12 protein-coding genes and 3 pseudogenes are annotated in these 19,029 nt (G+C 70.7%); 5 read left to right on the top strand and 10 right to left on the bottom strand.

What is annotated here, in order from left to right; all coding sequences use genetic code 11:
- Window positions 1–285 precede the first annotated feature (285 nt).
- The 5 genes and pseudogenes from FRANCCI3_RS17820 to FRANCCI3_RS24915 form a co-directional block, all read right to left on the bottom strand.
- On the bottom strand, window positions 286–1,521 hold the full coding sequence (locus FRANCCI3_RS17820) for a tyrosine-type recombinase/integrase (RefSeq protein ID WP_011436566.1): 1,236 nt from the start codon (window positions 1,519–1,521) through the stop codon (window positions 286–288).
- A gap of 76 nt (window positions 1,522–1,597) precedes the next feature.
- Window positions 1,598–1,947 (bottom strand): annotated as a pseudogene (locus FRANCCI3_RS29160) (protein-L-isoaspartate O-methyltransferase).
- Window positions 1,948–2,110: 163 nt separating this feature from the next.
- Window positions 2,111–2,881 (bottom strand): annotated as a pseudogene (locus FRANCCI3_RS29155) (lanthionine synthetase LanC family protein); the annotation flags it as partial.
- Window positions 2,878–3,711, bottom strand: coding sequence for a thiopeptide-type bacteriocin biosynthesis protein (locus tag FRANCCI3_RS23645; protein WP_157858549.1), 834 nt, complete (start codon window positions 3,709–3,711; stop codon window positions 2,878–2,880). The gene FRANCCI3_RS23645 and the pseudogene FRANCCI3_RS29155, both read right to left, overlap by 4 nt.
- A 216-nt stretch (window positions 3,712–3,927) precedes the next feature.
- A pseudogene (locus FRANCCI3_RS24915) lies at window positions 3,928–4,772 on the bottom strand (lantibiotic dehydratase); the annotation flags it as partial.
- Window positions 4,773–5,418: 646 nt separating this feature from the next.
- Here FRANCCI3_RS24915 and FRANCCI3_RS17805 point away from each other — a divergent pair.
- Window positions 5,419–5,970: an RNA polymerase sigma factor gene (locus FRANCCI3_RS17805; RefSeq protein WP_011437906.1), complete on the top strand. Its 552-nt coding sequence runs from the start codon at window positions 5,419–5,421 to the stop codon at window positions 5,968–5,970.
- On the opposite strand, the gene FRANCCI3_RS17800 is transcribed toward FRANCCI3_RS17805, so the two are convergent.
- Window positions 5,948–10,651 carry an ATP-dependent helicase gene (locus tag FRANCCI3_RS17800; protein ID WP_011437905.1) on the bottom strand — a complete coding sequence of 1,568 codons (4,704 nt, stop codon included), beginning with the start codon at window positions 10,649–10,651 and terminating at the stop codon, window positions 5,948–5,950. The genes FRANCCI3_RS17805 and FRANCCI3_RS17800 overlap by 23 nt on opposite strands.
- A gap of 157 nt (window positions 10,652–10,808) precedes the next feature.
- On the opposite strand from FRANCCI3_RS17800, the gene FRANCCI3_RS17795 reads away from it, so the two are divergent.
- The 4 genes from FRANCCI3_RS17795 (at window position 10,809) to rny (ending at window position 15,103) form a co-directional block, all read left to right on the top strand.
- On the top strand, window positions 10,809–11,003 hold the full coding sequence (locus FRANCCI3_RS17795) for a DUF3046 domain-containing protein (RefSeq protein WP_011437904.1): 195 nt from the start codon (window positions 10,809–10,811) through the stop codon (window positions 11,001–11,003).
- 166 nt (window positions 11,004–11,169) lie between these two features.
- Window positions 11,170–12,207 carry a recombinase RecA gene (gene recA, locus FRANCCI3_RS17790; protein ID WP_011437903.1) on the top strand — a complete coding sequence of 346 codons (1,038 nt, stop codon included), beginning with the start codon at window positions 11,170–11,172 and terminating at the stop codon, window positions 12,205–12,207.
- 3 nt (window positions 12,208–12,210) lie between these two features.
- Complete coding sequence (gene recX, locus FRANCCI3_RS17785; protein ID WP_011437902.1) at window positions 12,211–12,819, top strand: recombination regulator RecX; 609 nt, start codon at window positions 12,211–12,213, stop codon at window positions 12,817–12,819.
- Window positions 12,820–13,162: 343 nt separating this feature from the next.
- Window positions 13,163–15,103, top strand: coding sequence for a ribonuclease Y (rny, locus tag FRANCCI3_RS17780; protein ID WP_011437901.1), 1,941 nt, complete (start codon window positions 13,163–13,165; stop codon window positions 15,101–15,103).
- On the opposite strand, the gene FRANCCI3_RS17775 is transcribed toward rny, so the two are convergent.
- From FRANCCI3_RS17775 to FRANCCI3_RS17760, 4 genes are all read right to left on the bottom strand, one after another.
- Window positions 15,049–15,930: an amino acid ABC transporter permease gene (locus FRANCCI3_RS17775; protein ID WP_011437900.1), complete on the bottom strand. Its 882-nt coding sequence runs from the start codon at window positions 15,928–15,930 to the stop codon at window positions 15,049–15,051. The two genes, rny and FRANCCI3_RS17775, sit on opposite strands and share 55 nt — an antisense overlap.
- Entirely contained in the window at window positions 15,927–16,574 is a 648-nt protein-coding gene (locus tag FRANCCI3_RS17770; RefSeq protein ID WP_049760978.1) for an amino acid ABC transporter permease, read from the bottom strand. Before FRANCCI3_RS17770 ends, FRANCCI3_RS17775 begins: the two co-directional genes overlap by 4 nt.
- 176 nt (window positions 16,575–16,750) lie before the next feature.
- Window positions 16,751–17,707, bottom strand: coding sequence for a glutamate ABC transporter substrate-binding protein (locus FRANCCI3_RS17765; RefSeq protein WP_082456635.1), 957 nt, complete (start codon window positions 17,705–17,707; stop codon window positions 16,751–16,753).
- A gap of 209 nt (window positions 17,708–17,916) precedes the next feature.
- Window positions 17,917–18,651 (bottom strand): amino acid ABC transporter ATP-binding protein, encoded by a 735-nt coding sequence (locus FRANCCI3_RS17760; protein WP_011437897.1) that lies wholly within the window; start codon window positions 18,649–18,651, stop codon window positions 17,917–17,919.
- Between the last annotated feature and the right edge of the window lie 378 nt (window positions 18,652–19,029).

Raw genomic sequence — 19,029 nt, 5'->3', positions numbered from 1 at the left:
ACCAGGTCGCCCACCTGGGACCGAGCATCGCCTCGGCATGCTCCCACCGGTCCTGCCAGCCGCCGGGCACCCGGCCCAGCCAGTCCAGCAGCAGTTCGACACCGGCAACCGACCGCTGCGCCTGCTGCCGCTTCGCGTTCCACCACGACAAGGTCGGCACAGCCGCGAGCACGTCGTCCAACGACGCCGTATCCCACGGGCCGACCGGCCGCGCGGCCGGCTCCCAGCCCGACGCCCCTGGGCCGATGGCCTGCTTGGTGGCTGGGGCCGCGACCGCGGTAGGCATCACCTCGGGTTCCCGAACAGGACCGCGAGGTCAGCGGGGTCGTAGCCGAGGGCCGCCGGCGCTGGGGGCGCGGGGCGAGGTCTTTCCCGCGCAGCCAAATGCTCCCGGACCCGAGCGAAGACCTCCTCGTCGTCCTGCTCCAGGTAGAGCTGGGTCGTCGACAGGTGGGCGTGGCCGAGGATCGTCTGCGCGTCGCGCAGCGACAGCCGGCCGTCGCGCACCATCCGAATCGCACAGGTGTGCCTCAAATCGTGCATCGTCCAGTTCGCGCCCAACCGGCGGTTCGCCCGACGGAAGACCGCCCGCAGCGCCTCGTAGTTCAACGGCTCGTGGACCCCGCCGCGCCGATAGACCGTCCGCCAGACCGGATCACCCGCGCCCAGCACACCGCCGCCGACGTCGGCCAGGTAGAGACGCAGCCAGACGAACGCCTCCGGGCTCGCCGGCAGCCACTGCTCGGCCCGCGTCCCCTTGCGGACCACCCGCACCAGCTGGCCACCCCAGTCCAGGTCCGCGCCGCGCATGCCGAGCAGCTCGGCCGCGCGGGCACCGGTGGACACGCCCAGCGCCAGGATCGCCCGGTCCCGGTTACGGCCCATCGCCGCAAACAGCGCGTCCCACCGCTCGTCCGGCATCGCCCTCGGCTTCCGCTTCGGCAGCCGAGGGTTATAACGCAGCCGCCCCTCCGGACGGAATGCCTCCAGCGGGTTGTGGTGCGCGTGCGCCCGGCCCCGGCCCGCCCGAGCAAGCACAACCGGATTCACCAGCGGCCCCTCACCACGCTCCAGCCAGAACTCATAGAAGGTCCGCAGCACGGCGTTGCTGTGCCGCACCGTCGCCGGCCCGTAGCCGTCCCCGAGGTGGCGCTTACGGGTCACCGGGTTGACCTGCCCCACGGTCGCCCGCGACCCGACCCGCGCCGCCGCGACCGGCTTGGTCGCCTGCCCGAGCCACAGCACGAAGTCCCGGACCTCCGCCGGACTCACCCGGTCCCAGGCCACTCCAACCGCGACCAGAAACCGCCACCACCGCAGCAACGCCAGCGCATAGCTGCGCACCGAGTTCGCCGACCGGCCCTGCGCGACGAAGTCCCGTAGGAAGACCTCGACCGGCTCGACCGGCTCACCGAGGCCGTCGACCAGCCTCCACGGCACCACGCCGTCGGACGCGACCACGCTTCCCCACAGCGGAAGCCGGATCGCCTCGATCACCCGATGATCGCTGTCCTCAAACACCCAGCACCCTCCAAGATCAGAGAGATGCAGACTGTTCCGACCTGTCCGACCCTGCCCTACGACACGCCGTTCGACCTCAGGAAAGTCCGGTCAACAGTTCCGTAACGATGATCTTGTCGTAGGGGGCGTGGTCCGCGTCGCCGATGGCGCCGTCGCCGGTGACCACCCGCACTCGGTCGTAGCTGGTCTCGGCCAGGGCGCGGCGGGCGTGGTCAGTTCGAGCTGACCGAGCATCATCGCCACCACGGTCGGCACGGAGATGCAACTGGCGGGCCGGTCTGCGCCGGGCTTGATGGTGATCGCCTTGTTGGCGTACGCCTCCTCGACCGAGGCCGCGGGAACGAACCGGTGCCGGGGAACGGCCCGAAACGCCTGCTCGATGCGCTCGGAGCGCAGGTGACCAGCGGTGCGGATGTTGCTGATCATCTGCTCGCGCAGGTCCTCGGGGCGGGTGCTGGTGGCGTTGGTCATCCGGTTCCTTCGTGTGTGTACTTGCGGATACGGGCGAGTGCGTTGGTCCGGCCGTGGGCGGGACGGTGAGCAGGCAGGCGTCCCATCCGGTGCCCGGCGGCAGATCGGTGAGCGCGATTCCGGCGTCGCCTTCCAGCATCCCCCTCACCTCCGATAGTTTTCGGGCCGCCTGGGCGCGGCGGTGACGCCAGCGGTGTTCCAACCGGGACAGGACCTCGGCGAATTCGCCGCCGGGTTCGGTGTCGGCGAGTATCCGGCGGGAGACGTGCACCAGCCCGGCCCAGCCGTGGCACAGCGAGTCGTCGCCGAGTTGGGCGAGTTGAGCCTCGTCGGTGAGACACGCGACGAGCGTGGCCTTGGCGTCGGCCACCCTGTTCGGGGTGTCCAGTGCCTGGGCGGTCAGGTGGCGGGCGCGGGCCAGGCCGGGGGCGCCGTAGCACCAGGACGGGCGTTGCGGACCCGGCTGGTCGGCGGCGGCGTTGACCCATTCGAGTCCGGTCAGCCCGTTGATCAGGTCGAACTCCCGCAGCGCGGGCAGTTCGCCGCGGTCGATCCGCTCGTGCGCTGCCTCCAGGCGGGTGCAAGTGATCGCGGCGATGTGCTCGTCGAGGGTGTGCAGTGCGCCGGTGTAGACGGGCTGGCCGGCGGTGCGCAGCACGAATGCGACCGCCGGGGCGCCCCGGTACAGGCCGGCGCCCGTGTCCGCGGCCACGGGTTCGGCGGTCATGGCCTTGACCCATTGGTGGGCGGTGGCCCAGTCTCCGATCCCGGCGCGGGCATAGGCGATGTGCAGCAGCGCCAGCCCGGCGGCCCCGTCTGCCAGGGATTGACCCCCGCCGGGTGCGGGATGGTGCTCGGGCGGTGGCGTGTACGGGTCGGTGTAGGTCACCGGGCACCACTGCTACGGCGGGCTCGCCAGGTGAGCGCGGCTTGCCGGGCCAGGCGGCGGCAGGTGCGTTCGCTGTCCCGGTTGATGCCGACGGCCCGGTTGTGGTGCATGTGCAGCAGCGACTCCGGCACCACGTCGGTGTTCGCCTCCGGTGGCAGCGCCTTGTGGTAGCTGGCCAGCGCGTCGGCGCGGTTGTCCCACGCCGGCCCGATGTCGATGGTCCAGCCGGACAGCGACCACAGCCCGGCCGGGTCGGTGGCGAGCTGGGTCGCTCGCTCGGCCACCGCCCGGTCGAGGGCCGCAGCGGCAGCCGGGGCCGGCCGGGCGGCCAGCCAGTCCATCGCCTCGTTGGGATCGCCGAAGAACCCGCTGACGATGCCTACCATGTTCGCCACCACCAGCCCGAGGTCGACCTCGGTGGTGGGCTGGTGCCGCAGCAGGGCGGCCATGGTGGCGGAGTCGGCGGCGAAGACGTTCTCCGCGGCGTCCAGTGCCTCGCCATGCCCGTAGCGGCCGACTTCCGGGGAGTAGGTGTCGATCACCAGCCGCCCGGCCAGTCCTGCTTGGCGCATCCGCTGCGCCCACTCCCCGACCGCGTTCGAGTACTGCGCATAACAGTCGGGGGTAGTGCGCAGCCGCAGGCGCAGGTGGTCTGTCTCCTGTCGGCTGCGGTATCGCAGCCACCAGCACGCGGGTGTGTCGAGCGTGGCCAGCAGGCCGGGAAGCGCCTCGGCGACGATCTCGCCGATCCGTTCGGGATGGGTGAACAGCTTCGCCGAGAGCCAGGTGGCGTCCGGGGCGCCGGGCAGGTGCCCGTGTGTGTTCGTCACGACGGGTAGGAGGCCGTGCAGCGGGCCGGGTGCAGCGGGGCAGATGGTGACCGGGGGCAGCGCGATTTCGTGGGCGTGGCCGTCGATCCACCCGTAGTCGGCCGCCGGGGTGGCCGCGTACAGGATCGCCTGGCCGTGCCGTTTGAGGTGGGCGTGCAGGAGGGTGGCGTGGGCGGGCTCGTTGAGGGTGAGGCGCAGCGTGCGGTCCGCGTCGCGGAGCTCGACCACGTCAGGGCAGTCCCAGCGCAGTCCCAGCGGCGCCGCCACCGGTCGAGTACCTGCCTCCACTGGCCGGGACCGTCCTGGCCGGGTGGGAGGTCGTCGGGGGGCAAGCCGCCCCTGGGCCGGGGACAGGACGGTGCGCCGGTAGCGCACCCGTGGCAGGAACGGCAGCCGGACGCGCGGTCCCCAATCGAACTGGTACCAGGCGGCGGAGAACGCCCTGGCAGGTGTGCCAGGAACCGGGCCAGCGGCGGGGGCTGTTTGTCCCGTGCGAGCGCGTGGAACACCTGCGGCTCAACCACTTGACGACGCGAGATGCTGACCAGGTGCAGCCGGTCGCGGGTCGCGGTGATGGCCAGGTCGTCCATCGTGAGCAGGCTGTCGTCGCCGGGCTGGCGGTGTTCGCCCAGCGGGAGCACGTGGTCGAGGTAGGCCGGGACGCGGCAGACGTTCTCCGCGTGCGGGTACAGCGGCCCGAAGGACATCTGCACCCGCAGCGCCCCGGCGGTGGCGGCGGGCAGTGCCCGGTACGCCCGCGCCAGGCCGGACCCGGTGGCCGTCGGGGTGAACCGGCTGGTGAGGGTGCCGGCGGAGCGGGCGGGCGCGACGGTGAGCAGGAAGTCGCCCCGATCCAGTGCTTGGGTGGTGGCGGCGTGGATGCGGGCGGACAACTCTACGTGTGGCGGGATGTACCGGTCGTCAAACGTTTCGCCGGTCAGCTCGCCGATCACGTCGTCGGTCAGGATGATCTCGCGGGTGCCGTCGGCCATCGCCTGCCAGGTCAGCACCAGCAGCCGCTCGTCGCGCTCGGAGATCCCCGGTGGCGGCGTGGGCAGCACGCTCCCGCGATACCCCACCGGATACCCACGCAGTCGCACCTGAACGGCTCCCGCTCCGGGCCTGCACCGCGCCGTGCCGTCACCAAACCGGGTCAGCTACTAAAACCTTTGGCTTCCTATTGAAATCTAGGCCGAAAATAGGATGTCATACTAAAATCTTCGATGACACCCGACAGCGGGGACGGGCTGTCGTACCTCGTGTCGTGTATCAGGCGTCGTGTACCAGACCGGGTAGCGCCATCGGGTAGGTCGTCGAGACGTTCCGCCCAGTTCCTTCGTGTACCCACAGTGACCGAGGGCGAGTGACTCCATAAGAGCTTACGAAGCAGAACGTCATTATCTCGCCCGTTTTGGCGGTGTACTGACCGGTTGATGGCGCCAATGCGGCTCTCGATAAGCTCGGGTCACGGCCAGGCGATAACACGGTGCGTATCGATCGGGCGGGTACGTCGCCCACCGGGATATGCCGCTGCTGGCCTACCCGGGAGCGGATGGTAATGTCCGCCTTGTCCTAGTCCGCTGTTCTGGCAAGCAGCGGGTCCAACTGACCAAGGCACATCGCGGTTCTCGGTGCTGGCGCGTTCCGGGAAGGTAGGCGATCGTGCTGGGGGGTGGCGCGGTCTGAGCATGACAGGTGGAGCAAACCGTGACATGCCCTGCCGGGGACACGCCCTCGGTTGATTTTGTATCCGCTGCGCCCGTGGTCGAGCTGGACCGGCCATACAGCCAGCAGCGCTGGTCGCTGATGCTCCCGCACCGTGATCGGCTCATCCACATAGCCCGTAGGCGGTTGCCGAGCAAGGCCGACGCGGAGGACTGCGTACACGAGGCATTCATCCGCGCCGCCGGATTTCGGGATCTCGACGCGAGCCGGGTCGGGCAGTTTCTGACGACGACGGTGCTACGTCTCTGCGTTGATCACCATAGAGCTCGTCAGCGTGCGGAGCGGGCGGTCGTGCGCGGCTATCTGCAGCCGTGGGAGCCGGCCCCGGACGACGCCGTCTGTGACCGTGCGGAAGCCCGCTGGCTGCTGGCCCGGGCCGGGGGACTGCAGGGCCGGGAGCGTGAGGTGATCATGGCTCGGGCGGCCGGGAAGAGTACCCGGGAGGCGGCCGCGGATCTGGAGATCAGTCTCAAGGCGGCCGAGGGAGCGTTCACCCGCGGACGTGCCCGTCTTATTTCCTTCTCTCGGAACTGATGCTCCGCAGCCGCAGGCCCCGCGGGGTCGGGTGGAAACCGGCGCGCTCCAGGGCGGCACCCAGGGTGCTGCCGACGATCGTCTGGCCGTCCGCCTTCTCCACCGTGAGCCTGCCGAGCAGGCCGTCCCGCACGGCGCGGGCCAACGCCTCCACCGCCGGGGCCACCCGATGGTCGTCCTCGGTCCATGACAGCAGGGAACGGCCCCCGCGTTCCACGTAGAGGATGAGTTCCCCGTCGATGATGACGACCATCGCGCCCGCCTTGCGCCCCGGCCGGTGGCCGGCGGCGCCGTCCGCGTCATCCCCCGGTCGGGTCGGCCAGGGCAGCGCGGCACCGAACGGGTTGGCCGGATCGGCCGCGGCCAGGACGACGGCCTGCGCGGACGATGAGCTCGGTGGGCCGGCCGCCGGCTGCGCCCAGGCCGGGGCCGCCTCGGCGTCCCGCTGTGCCGCGGCGATGGAGCGCAGCCGATCGACCGCTCCCGGGACGGCGAACTGGGCCGCGCCCAGGGACTCGACGAAGTAGCCCCGGCGGGCGCGGCCGGCGTCCTCGAAGGCGCTGAGGACCCGGTAGACCCCGGCGAACCCGCCCGGGTGCCGCTCGCCGGTCACCGCGCCGCGGGTGACGATGCCGTGGCGCTCGAGCAGCGCCTCGGCCAGCGCGTGGGCGCGCCGGGTCGGGTCGGTGTCCCGCTCGGGCAGCAGCGACCAGCGGCCGGCGGCCGTCGGGGGGCCGGCCCGCCGCGGCATCGCCGGCCGTCCGTACCGTGCCGCCCGGGGACGGGGGGCACGGTACGGACGGCCGGCGGAACCCAGCAGGGCACGCAGCGGGGCGAGGGTGTCGTTGGTTACCCGCCCCGCCCAGACGAGATCCCAGAGCGCGGTAGCGAGCGCCGTGTCGTCGAGCGAGCCCATCCGGTCGGACAGCGCCCGGAAGAACAGGGCCGCCCCGCCGGTGAGCGCGTCGAGAATCGCGGTGTGCAGCGGACCCGAGGCGATCTCCGGGTCGGGCGGAGGCAGCAGCAGGGGCGCGGTGTCGGCGAGGACCAGGGTCAACCAGCCGTCGTCCCCGGGCAGCCCGCCGGCGCCAGCCCAGTGCACCTCGCCGGCGGAGCACAGCTCGTCGAGCATCGTCGGTGAGTAGTCGGCGACGCGGGCCGGGAGGACGAGCTGTTCCCATGCGCTCGCCGGGATCAGCGCGCCCTGCAGCTGCTCGACGGCGCGCAGCACACCGTCCACCCCCCGGCCACGTCCGCTGGTGACCGACTGCCAGGCCGGCAGGAAGGCACCGAGGGTCCGGGGCGGCACCGCCTCGACCTCCTTGCGCAGGGCGGCAAGGCTGCGTCGTCGCAGCGCCCGCAGCACGCCCGCGTCGCACCACTGCTCACCGCCGCGGTCGGGATGCAGCTCACCGCGGACGAGGCGGCCGCTGCGGACCAGCCCGTCCAGGACACCGGCGACCACCGCCGTGCCCAGCCCCAGCCGGGCGGCCGGTTCCTCGGTGTCGAACGGTCCGTGGGTACGGGCATAGCGGGAGATCAGGTCGCCGAGAGGGTCACGCACCGGTTCGGTGAAGGCGTCGGGAACTCCCACCGGCAGCGGTACGCCCAGGGCGTCGCGCAGCCGGCCGGCGTCCTCGATCGCGACCCACCGCTCCTCGCCGGCGATACGGACCCGCAGGGCCCGGCGGGTCTGTTCGAGCTCGGCGAGCCAGCCCGGGGTGGCACCCCGGGCGACCGCCTCCTCGGTCGTGAGGTCACCGAGCATTCGCAGCAGGTCGGCCACTCCCTCGACATCGCGGGCGTGGCGGTCCGGGGCGAGCCGCGTGAGCTGGGCGGCGACCTGCGCGAGCGCCGCTGGATCGATCAGCTCCCGCAGGTCCGCCTCGCCGAGGAGCTCGGCCAGCAGGGAGCTGTCCAGCGACAGCACCTGCGCCCGGCGTTCGGCCAACGGTACGTCCCCGTCGTACATGAAGGCGGCGACGTAGCCGAACAGCAGGGCGGAGGCGAACGGAGACGGGGACGGCGTCTCCACCTCCACCACCCGCAGCGTGCGGGCCGACACCTCGCGCATCAGCTCCGCGAGCGCCGGAACGTCGAACACGTCCTGCAGGCACTCTCGCATGGTCTCCAGCACGACGGGGAAGCTGGCGAACGTCGCGGCGACGGACAGCAGCGCTGCGCTGCGCTGGCGCTGCTGCCACAGCGGGGTCCGCCGCCCCGGGGTCCGGCGGGGCAGCAGCAGGGCCCGCCCGGCGCACTCGCGGAACCGGCTGGCGAACAGGGCGCTGCTCCCGATCTCCGCCCGTACGATCGCGTCGATCTCGTCCGGCTCGAACAGCGCGAGATCGGCGCCGGGCGGCTCGGCGGCATCCGGGATCCGGGCGACGATGCCGTCGTCGGTGTGCATGATCTGGACGTCGACCCCGTACCGCTCGCGCAGCCGGGCGCCCAGGGCGAGCGCCCAGGGCGCGTTCACCGGAGCACCGAACGGGGAGTGCACCGCCAGGCGCCAGTCGCCGATCTCGTCCCGGAAACGCTCCACGACGATCGTCCGATCGTCGTGGAGACGGCCGACGGCAGCCTTCTGCTCGTCGAGGTAGCGCAGCAGGTTGGCGGTGGCCCGATCGTCGAGGCCGGCGGCCCGGACGCGGTCGGCCGCCGCCTGCGCCGGCAACCTGGTGATCTCGCGCAGGAACGCGCCGAGCGCGCGGCCGAGTTCGGCGGGTCGGCCTGGGGCGTCGCCATGCCAGAAGGGGAGCCGGCCGGGCCGTCCCGGAGCCGGCGTCACCAGGACCCGGTCGGCGGTGATCTCCTCGATGCGCCAGCTGGATGAGCCGAGGAGCACCACGTCGCCGACCCGCGACTCGTAGACCATCTCCTCGTCGAGTTCCCCGACCCGGCTGGAGCGCTCCCCGACGAGGAAGACGCCGAACATGCCCCGGTCGGGAATGGTGCCTCCGCTGGTCACGGCGAGCCGCTGGGCGCCCGGGCGGGCGGTGAGGATCCCGGTGACGCGGTCCCAGGTGATGCGGGGGCGCAGCTCGGCGAACGTGTCGGAGGGGTAGCGGCCGGCGAGCATGTCCAGGACCGCCTCGAAGGCGGAGGTCGGCAGCGTCGCGAACGTCGCGGTGCGCCGGACCAGCGCGCCGAGCTCGTCAACGTGCCAGTCCTCCATCGCCGTCATTGCCACGATCTGCTGCGCCAGCACGTCGAGGGGGTTGCGCGGGTACCGCAGCCGCTCGATCGCCCCCGAGCGCATCCGCTCGGCGACCACGGCACATTCGAGCAGGTCGCTGCGATGCTTCGGGATGATGACGCCGCGACTGGCGGCGCCGACCTGGTGGCCCGCGCGGCCGGTGCGCTGCATCCCGGCGGCGACGCTCGGCGGGGACCCGATCTGCACGACCAGGTCGACGGCTCCCATGTCGATGCCGAGTTCCAGGCTGGAGGTCGCGACGACCGCGGGCAGCCGGCCAGCCTTGAGATCCTCCTCGATTCCGGCCCGTTGCTCGCGGCTCACGCTGCCGTGGTGGGCCCGCGCGATCTCCGGCCAGCCCGCCGTGCCGCCGCCTTGGCCCGAGGCGCCCATCAGCGCCGCGGGGGACGTCCGGCCGGCTTCCCCCGGCCCGTCCCCGGCCACGGATTCGTCCGCGGCGGTGGCCGCGGCGAGCCGCTCGGCGTACAGCTCGTTCAGCCGGGCGCAGAGTCGCTCCGCGAGCCGGCGCGAGTTGGCGAAGACGATGCTGGCGGAATGAGCCAACACGAGGTCGAGGACACGCTGCTCGACCGCCGGCCAGATCGACGCTCGGTGCGGGGCGGAGGCCGCCGAGCCGTCCGGGGACCCGTCGAGGAGCTGTCCGCCGAGCTGGGTCATGTCCTCGACCGGCACCACGACGTCGATCTGGAGGGTCTTGGCCGCGGGCGGGCGGACTACCGCCACCGGGGCCGTTCCGCCCAGGAATCGGGCGGCCTCCTCGACCGGCCGCACCGTGGCGGACAGGCCGATCCGCTGGGCCGGGGTGTCCAGCAGGGCGTCCAGACGCTCCAGGCTCAGCGCGAGGTGGGCGCCGCGCTTGGTGCCCGCCACCGCGTGGACCTCGTCGACGATCACTGTCCGGACGCCGCGCAGCGACTCCCGCGCGGCACTGGTGAGGATGAGGAAGAGCGACTCCGGGGTGGTGATCAGGACGTCGGGGGGCCGGGTGCCGAAACCGCGTCGTTCGGCGGCGGGGGTGTCGCCCGACCGCAGACCCACGGTCACGTCCGGCTGGGGCAGACCGAGCCGTTGCGCGGCGGAGCGTATCCCCGCGAGCGGTGCCCGCAGGTTCCGTTCGACGTCGACGGCCAGCGCCTTGAGTGGGCTGACGTACAGCACCCGGCAGCGCCGGGTGGGCTCGGCCGGCGGCGCCGAGCGGGCCAGGGTGTCCAGCGACCACAGGAAGGCGGCCAGTGTCTTCCCCGAACCCGTGGGTGCGACGACCAGCGCGTTGCCGCCGGTGCGAATCGCCTCCCACGCGCCCCGCTGGGCGGGGGTCGCGGCGGTGAAGGCCGCGCCGAACCAGCTCCGGGTCGGGGCGGAGAACGCCGTGAGCGGATCCGGCGGATCGGGGGAAGCGAAGCTGGGCACGTTGACCAGTCTGCGTCGAGGGACCGACAACCTTCCGCCGGTGTGGTTCATGACGGGCCCGCCGTGGGGCCCGGCCTCGACCCGGTCGTGCTTCCCGCGGTCGTGCTTCCCGTGGCCGCGGTTCCGCCGGTGGGGACCCCCGGTGGGGATCCCCGACCAGGACCCCCTTGGGTGGTCCCGTCCCGTCCGGACGGTGCACACTGGCGAAGTGCGGTTGACCGAGTTCTGGGCGAAGATGAACACACGGTTCGGTTCCGCGTACGCGGAGTCGTTTGCGCGTGATCATGTGCTGCCCGGTCTCGGTGGCGCGACGGTCGAGGTGGCCCTGGCCCGTGGTGACGATGCCAAGACCGTCTGGCGGGCCGTGTGCGAGGAGTTCGATGTGCCGGCGCGGGAGCGCTGAGCCACCGTCCGGCGTGTCGTCGGGTCGTCGAACGCATGTTCGTCTAGAGTCGTCCTCGTGCGGCTACTTGTCCACAGATCATCCTCGACTCTCGAAACTGTCGGACCCACGGCCTAACGTCATCCTCGTGGCCAAGACTCGACGACCTCAGCATGGAGTAACTCCAATGGCAGGACTCGACCGTGAGAAGGCGTTGGATAACGCCTTGGCGCAGATCGACAAGCAGTTCGGCAAGGGATCGGTCATGCGGTTGGGGGACGACACCAGGCCGCCGGTCCAGGCCATCCCCACCGGTTCGATTGCTCTGGATGTCGCGCTCGGCATCGGCGGGCTGCCGCGGGGGCGCATCATTGAGATCTACGGCCCGGAGTCGTCCGGGAAGACGACCGTCGCCCTGCACGCGGTGGCGAACGCGCAGGCGGCTGGTGGTATCGCGGCGTTCATCGACGCCGAGCACGCGCTCGACCCCGAGTACGCGGGAAAGCTCGGCGTCGACACCGACGGTCTGCTGGTCTCCCAGCCTGATACCGGCGAGCAGGCGTTGGAGATCGCGGACATGCTCGTCCGGTCTGGCGCGCTGGACATCATCGTCATCGACTCGGTGGCCGCGCTGGTCCCGAGGGCCGAGATCGAGGGCGAGATGGGGGACAGTCACGTCGGCCTCCAGGCCCGCCTGATGTCCCAGGCCCTGCGCAAGATGACCGCGGCGCTGGCGAACTCCGGTACGACCGCGATCTTCATCAACCAGTTGCGCGAGAAGATCGGGGTGATGTTCGGCTCCCCGGAGACCACGACCGGTGGTAAGGCACTGAAGTTCTATGCGTCGGTGCGCCTCGATGTCCGTCGTATCGAAACTCTCAAGGACGGCACGGAGGCCGTGGGTAACCGGACCCGCGTCAAGGTGGTGAAGAACAAGGTGGCGCCGCCGTTTCGGACCGCCGAATTCGACATCGTCTACGGAGGCGGTATCAGTCGGGAGGGTTCCCTGATCGACATGGGTGTCGAGCACGGCATTATTCGTAAGTCCGGTGCCTGGTACACCTACGACGGCGATCAGCTCGGCCAGGGCAAGGAGAACGCCCGGTCTTTTCTGCGGGACAACCCCGATCTGGCCAACGAGATCGAAAAGAAGATCAAGGAGAAGCTCGGCATCCTGCCCAGTCTCGAATCCGATGCCGTGGCGCCCGTTCCGGTCGATCTGTAGCCGATGGCAGGAGCAGATCCGGGGAATGCCGCGGCCGGTCCGTCATTCGCCCGGACGGTGGTCGTGGTGGACGGGGGGCCGCGGCCGAAGGATCCGATCTCGGTCGCGCGGGAGATCTGTCTGCATCAGCTGGCGACCAGAGCGAGGAGCCGAGCGGAGCTTGCGGCGACCATGCGGCGACGGGGGGTCACCGATGAGATCGCCGCTGTGGTCCTCGACCGGTTGGCCGCCGTCGGTCTAATCGACGACGAGGCCTTCGCTGCCGCCTTCGTCTCCTCCGCTCGGGCCCGTCGTGGGCTGGGTAGGCAGGCCCTGGCCACAGAGCTGCGTAAGCGGGGAGTGGATCCGGACACCGTCGAGGCCGCCATGGCGCTGGTCGGAGCGGACGACGAGGAGGAGAGCGCCCGCGAGCTCGTCCTTCGTCGGCTGCGGTCGATGGACCGCCTGCCCGAGCAGGTTCGTACCCGAAGGCTCCTCGCCATGCTGACCCGAAAGGGCTATCCGGTCGAACTGGCGGTCCGGGTCGTGAGCGAGCAGGTCGCTCAGGGGCCCGACGGCGGAGGTCGGATGGGCTGGGTGGTCGATGGCGACGAAGACGACGGCTCGGTGTGAGTGGTGGGGAGATTGAGCCTGGGCCGTCAATGTGCCCTTATTTCTTGACCAGGGATTGTGCGAGACCTAGTCTTTCTTGAAAGGTGACAGGACTCCCGCGGCGACGCGGTCTTGATAGCTCGTCCAACTCACACGGAGGCAGCCGCTGCGCGTGGGTGCTCGAAGGCGGTATGCCCGCCGGCCGGTCGACGTTGGATTGGCCGGTTCGGGAGGCCGTCCGGGCTCCATATCGCAATGGCGTAATCCGCGTGCTGCCCCTCTACGGCTGTGATCGTGCCGAGACGAGGGTCCTTCGCCGCTCCAGCCCGCCTGTGCGGGTCCGACGGAAGCGGAGGGAGCAGCGATGGAGGGCGTCCTCGTCGTCCTGTTGTCACTCGTACTTGTTGTCCTGAGCGTTCTGATCCTCGCCGTGGCGCGGTTGGTCCGGGCGACCCGGGTCGACAAGGTACCCGACCCCGCTCCGGTGGTGCCCCGAACCCCGGCCGCCCGGGGCGTCGGGGACGTGACGGGTCCGGCGGACTTTGACGAGGAGCCGACGGTCCGGGTCCTGCCCGCCCCTTGGGAGGGTTCCGGTGCTCCGGCCACGACGGACGCCGACTCACCCGCCGATCGGGACGGCACCGCCGCGCGGACCGGGGATTCGGCGGTGACCGCCGGTCGCTCCGACGGCGGCCTCCGCGCGGCTCATGGTGGTAGCGCGGAGGAGGCGGCGCAGATTGTGGCCCGAGCCGAACGGGAGGCGGCGGAACGGTTGGCGCGGGCTGAGCGGGATGCCGCCGAGATCCGGCGGCGCGGCGAGGAGGATGTCGCCCTACTGCGCGAGCGGATGCTCGCCGAGGCGGCGGTCGAAACCTCGCGAGTCCAGGCCGCGGCGAGAGAGTCCGTCCGCGCCGAGCAGGAGGCCGCCCGGACCGAGATCGCCGCGACTCGGGCGGCGTTCGACGGTGAGCAGCAGGCCTGGCGGACGGAACTGCAGAGCCGGGAGGTTGCGATAGCCGCCCGGGAACAGCGCGTCGAGGACCGGATGGCCAGCCTCGACGATCATGGTCGCCGGCTGGCGGACCGCGACCGCGACCTGCTCGACCGGGAGAACGACCTGACCCGTCGGACGGCCGAGGTGGCCGACCTCGAACGTGCCCGTCATGCCGCGCTGGAGCAGGTGGCCGGGCTCACCGCCGGGCAGGCCAGGGGAGAGCTGATCGCCGTCATCGAGCAGGAGGCCCGGCGGGAGGCGGCGCTGACGGTCCGCGAGATCGAGGCCCGGGCCGAGGAGGAGGGTGAGGAACGCGCCCGCAGGATCGTGACCACCGCCATCCAACGGGTCGCGTCCGACCAGACCACCGAGTCCGTCGTGACGGTCCTGCATCTTCCCGGCGATGAGATGAAGGGCAGGATCATCGGGCGGGAGGGGCGCAACATTCGGGCTTTCGAGTCCGTCACCGGGGTCAACGTGCTCATCGACGACACGCCCGAGGCGGTGCTGCTGAGCTGCTTCGATCCGGTGCGTCGCGAGGTCGGTCGCATCACGCTGGCGGCTCTGGTGTCCGACGGCCGGATCCATCCGCACCGCATCGAGGAGGAGTACGCCCGCGCCCAGCTCGAGGTGGCCGAGCGGTGCGTGCGGGCGGGCGAGGACGCCCTGCTTGAGACCGGCATCTCCGAGATGCACCCCGAGCTGGTTAACCTGCTGGGCCAGTTGCGTTACCGAACCAGCTACGGCCAGAACGTGCTCGCGCACCTGATCGAAAGCGCCCACCTCGCCGGAATCATGGCCGCCGAGCTGCGCATGCCGCTTCCACTCGCGAAACGAGCGGCTCTGCTGCACGACCTCGGCAAGGCGCTCACCCACGAGATCGAGGGCTCTCACGCGTTGATCGGGGCGGATGTGGCCCGTCGCTACGGTGAGGACGAGCAGGTCGTGCACGCGATCGAGGCCCATCACAACGAGGTCGCACCCCGCTCGATCTGCGCGGTGCTGACCCAGGCCGCCGACCAGATCTCCGGTGGCCGGCCTGGCGCCCGCCGCGACAGCCTGGAGTCGTATGTGAAACGGCTCGAGCGCATCGAGCAGATCGCCGGTGACCGTCCGGGTGTCGACAAGGTGTTCGCCATGCAGGCCGGCCGGGAGGTGCGTGTCATGGTCGTGCCCGAGGAGATCGACGATCTCGCCGCCCATCTGCTCGCCCGGGACGTCGCCAGGCAGATCGAGGAGGAGCTCACCTATCCGGGTCAGATCCGGGTGACCGTCGTGCGCGAGACCCGTGCGGTGGGCACCGCCCGCTGAGCCGGAACGCGGCCGCCGAGGCGGCGGTCCTGGCTGCGGTCCAGCCATCGGGCCAGCAGCGACAGCAACCCGTTGGTGACGATGTACATCACCGCCATGACGGTGTAAATGGGCAGGGCGTACCTGCTGCCCAGATACTCGACCGCCCCGCGCCCCGACCGCAGCAGCTCGCTGTAGGCGATGACGTAGCCCAGCGAGGTGTCCTTGAGCAACGTCACCAGCTGGCTCACCAGCGTCGGGCTCATCCGCCGGATCGCCTGGGGAAACTGGATGAGGCGGAAGATCTGGACCGGCCGCAGCCCGACCGCCGCCGCGGCCTCCGTCTGCCCCCGGTCGACCGACTGGATCCCGGCGCGGAAGATCTCGCTGAGCACCGCCCCGTTGTAGGCGGTCAGCCCGATGACCAGGGCCCAGAACGCCGAGAGCCGCCAGCCGAGCGCCGGCAGACCGAGGTAGGCGAACAGGATGAGCATCAGGACGGGCAGGCTGCGGAACAGCTCCACCAGCAGCGTGGCCGGGATGCGTACCGCCCGGCGCCGGGACAGCCGGGCCAGGGCAAGCAGGGTCCCCACCGCCGAGGCGAACAGCATCGCGGTCAGCGCGGCGCGCAGCGTGTCGAGCAGCCCGTTCCACAGCAGGGTGCGTAGCGCCGGCTGATCGACGAAGACACTCCAGCGCTTGCCGTCGAGCTGGCCAGAGTCGGCGAGGCGGAGCACCGCCAGCGTGACCAGCCCGACGAGGACAGCGGCGGCCACCACGCTCGCGATCAGGATGCGACGCCGACCACGCGGACCCGGTGGATCGGCCAGGATGATCTCGGTGCTCATTGCGCCCTCGCCACCCGTCGTTCGGCCAGGGACAGCCCGGCTGCCAGCACCACGGTGAGGATCAAGTATGCCACCACGCCGCCGAGCAGCACGGCGATCACCGCGTCCGGATTGGCGGTCGTGAGCCGTTGGACCATGCCGGTCAGCTCTTGGACGCCGAACGCCGCGGCGATCGAGGTGTTGCGGATCAGTGCGCTCACCACGCTGCCCAGCGGTTGCAGCACGTTGCGGAACGCCTGCGGAAGAATGATCATTCGTAGTGTCTGGGAGAAGGTCAGGCCCAGCGCACGAGCCGCTTCGGCCTGACCGAGGTCGACCCCATTGATCCCGGAACGCACCGCCTCGCAGACCAGCGCGGCGTGATAGATCGAGAGCGCGACCACCGCGAACGTGAAATACGAGAAGACGATGTCCAGCTGTGGCAGGACGAACACCACGAAGAAGAACACGACGGTCAGCGGGGTGTTGCGGACCGTCTGCACGTAGGCGGTGCCGGTCCAGCGCAGCGGGGGCACGGGGGAGACCCGCATCGCCGCGAGGACGGTACCGAGGATCAGCGCAGCCACGGACGCGAACAGGCTTAGCCCGACCGTCCGGCGGAAGCCCTCGGCGAAGATGTCGAGGTTGTCGATGACGGCGTCGATCGCTGTCCTCCCTCATGCGGTGGCGGGTGGACGACCGGTCGGCGCGGGTGAGGCCGACCGGTCGTGCCCCGAGCGATGATCGGCGGATGCCGTTCAGCCGGTGCCGGTCACCTGATATCGATCACCTGCTACCGGTCAACGGCCGCCGCTCAACGGCCCTCGACCCGCGGAGCGGATCAGGACGTGTACCGGTCGACGGCCGGGGGAGTGGGCACGGTCGGCTCCACCTTGCCGAGGGTCGAGGTGTACGCCTTCTCCCAGCGCCCGTCCTTGTAAGCGGCCTCGAGCGTGTCGTTGATGAAGTTCCGGAACGCGTCGTCACCCTTCTTGAGGCCGATGCCGTAGGGCTCCTTCGTGAAGGTGCCACCCACCACCTTGAAGGCGTCAGGGTCCTTGTCGACGAGACCCAGCAGGATGCCCTTGTCCGTGGTGACCGCGTCGACCTGACCGTTCTTCAACGCGTCGGCGCACTTGCTGTACACATCGAACAGCACGAGCTGGGCGGTGGGCGCCACCCGGCGGATGTTCTCGGCCGGCGTGGATCCGCTGACCGAGCACACCTTCTTGCCGGCAAGGGTGTCCTTGCCGGTGATGTCGGTGTTGTTCTTCGAGACCATGATGGACTGGCCGGAGACGTAGTACGGCCCCGCGAAGTCGACGACCTTCTTTCGTTTGTCGTTGATTGTGTAGGTGGCCACCACGAGGTCGACCCGGCCCTGCTGGATGAAGGGTTCACGGTTGGCCGACACTGTCTCCACGTAGGAGACCTTGTCGCGCGGGATGCCCAGGGCATCCGTGACGATCTTCGAGATCTCGACGTCGAAGCCCTCGGGCTGGCCGCTGAGGTTCTTCAGCCCGAACAGGTTCTGGTCGAACTTCGTCCCGATGATGATCTTTCCGGCGTCGTGCAGCCGGGCCATGGTGGTGCCGGCGGTGAAGGTCACCGAGGGGGTGGGTGTCGAGGTGTCATCGCCGCTGCTCCCACAGGCACTCAGTCCGAGGGCGGCGAGCAGCGTCGCGCCGGCGAGGAGCGCGCCGCCGCGCCTGCGGCGGCGTTCGCGTGACATCCCGCCGGAGCTCCCGTTGGGATGCCCGGCGGCGGGGCGTCGCGTCCGGCTGAACGGTGTACGCATGACCGATCCTCTCGCAGTGCTCCGGACCGCGGGTCCGGAGCAGGTGATCTGGCGTCGGGTGGTGTGTGTCCCCCTGAGGAACTGCGTCCCTCTGGTGGTGCGTGCCTGCTGGTGGTGCGTGCCTGCTGGTGGTGCGTGCCTGGTGGTGTGCCTCCGGGTGCCGGCGGCGCGGTGGGCGGTGGGCGTGACCGGGTCGGGTCGGTGGAGGTTCAGTGCTGCAGGACCCGGGCCAGGAAGTCCCGGGCGCGCTCGGTCCGCGGCGCGGCGAAGAAACTCTCCGGCGGGGCGATCTCGAGGATGCGACCGTCCGCCATGAAGGCCACCCGGTCCGCGGCGGAGCGCGCGAATCCCATTTCGTGGGTGACGACGATCATGGTCATGCCGCTGGTGGCCAGCGACCTCATCACGTCCAGCACCTCGGAGATCATCTCTGGGTCGAGCGCCGAGGTCGGTTCGTCGAAGAGCATGAGCACGGGATCCATCGCCAGCGCCCTGGCGATGGCGGCGCGCTGCTGCTGGCCGCCGGAGAGCTGGCGGGGCAACCGGTCCGCCTTGTCGGCGATCCCCACGCGTTCCAGTAGTTCCTGGGCCCGGGCGCGGGCCTGCAAGCGGTTGTGCCCCAGGACCTTGACCGGTCCCAGGGTGACGTTCTCGAGCACCGTCTTGTGCGCGAAGAGGTTGAACGATTGGAACACCATTCCAACCCGTGATCGCATCCGGGCGAGCTCACGGCTCTCCGTGGGCAGGGGACGGCCCTCGAAGAGGATCCGGCCCTCGTCGATCGTTTCCAACCGGTTGACGCAGCGGCACAGGGTCGACTTCCCCGACCCCGAGGGCCCGATGATGATGACGACCTCGCCCGCCTCGACGGACAGGTCGACGTCGGCCAGGACCCGGTTGTCGCCGAACGACTTCCCGACGCCTTCCAGAGTCACCAAAGGCATGTCGACCTCCCGACACAATGGCGGTGTGGTGTTGGGCCGAGCGTCCCGGCGGCCTCATGATGGAACGGCCAGGCGCGCGGATCAGTCGTGGAGCCGACAGCTGGAGCGGTCGTCTCGCGCGGATTTCGGCGCACTGACGGGAACATTCGAGAATAGTATCCCTGCAGCTATGCAAATATATCGAGCGGGGTGTTGCCTGATATCTCGGGCGGTGTCCAGGCCGGGGTGGGGCGCCTCAGCTCCCGACGGGGAGGGTCCCGGCCCCGCAGGAGAGGCGGCCCGCGACGCGATCCCGTCCCCGCCGGACCCAGCCCAGACCCCAACCCAGCCCAGACCCCAACCCAGCCCAGACCCCAACCCAGCCCAGACCCCAACCCA

Origin of the sequence: Frankia casuarinae, from assembly GCF_000013345.1 — a bacterium.
GTDB classification, from domain to species: Bacteria; Actinomycetota; Actinomycetes; order Frankiales; family Frankiaceae; genus Frankia; species Frankia casuarinae.
Note: the sequence above shows the minus strand (reverse complement) of the source record. Positions and strands in the feature narration are given on the sequence as shown.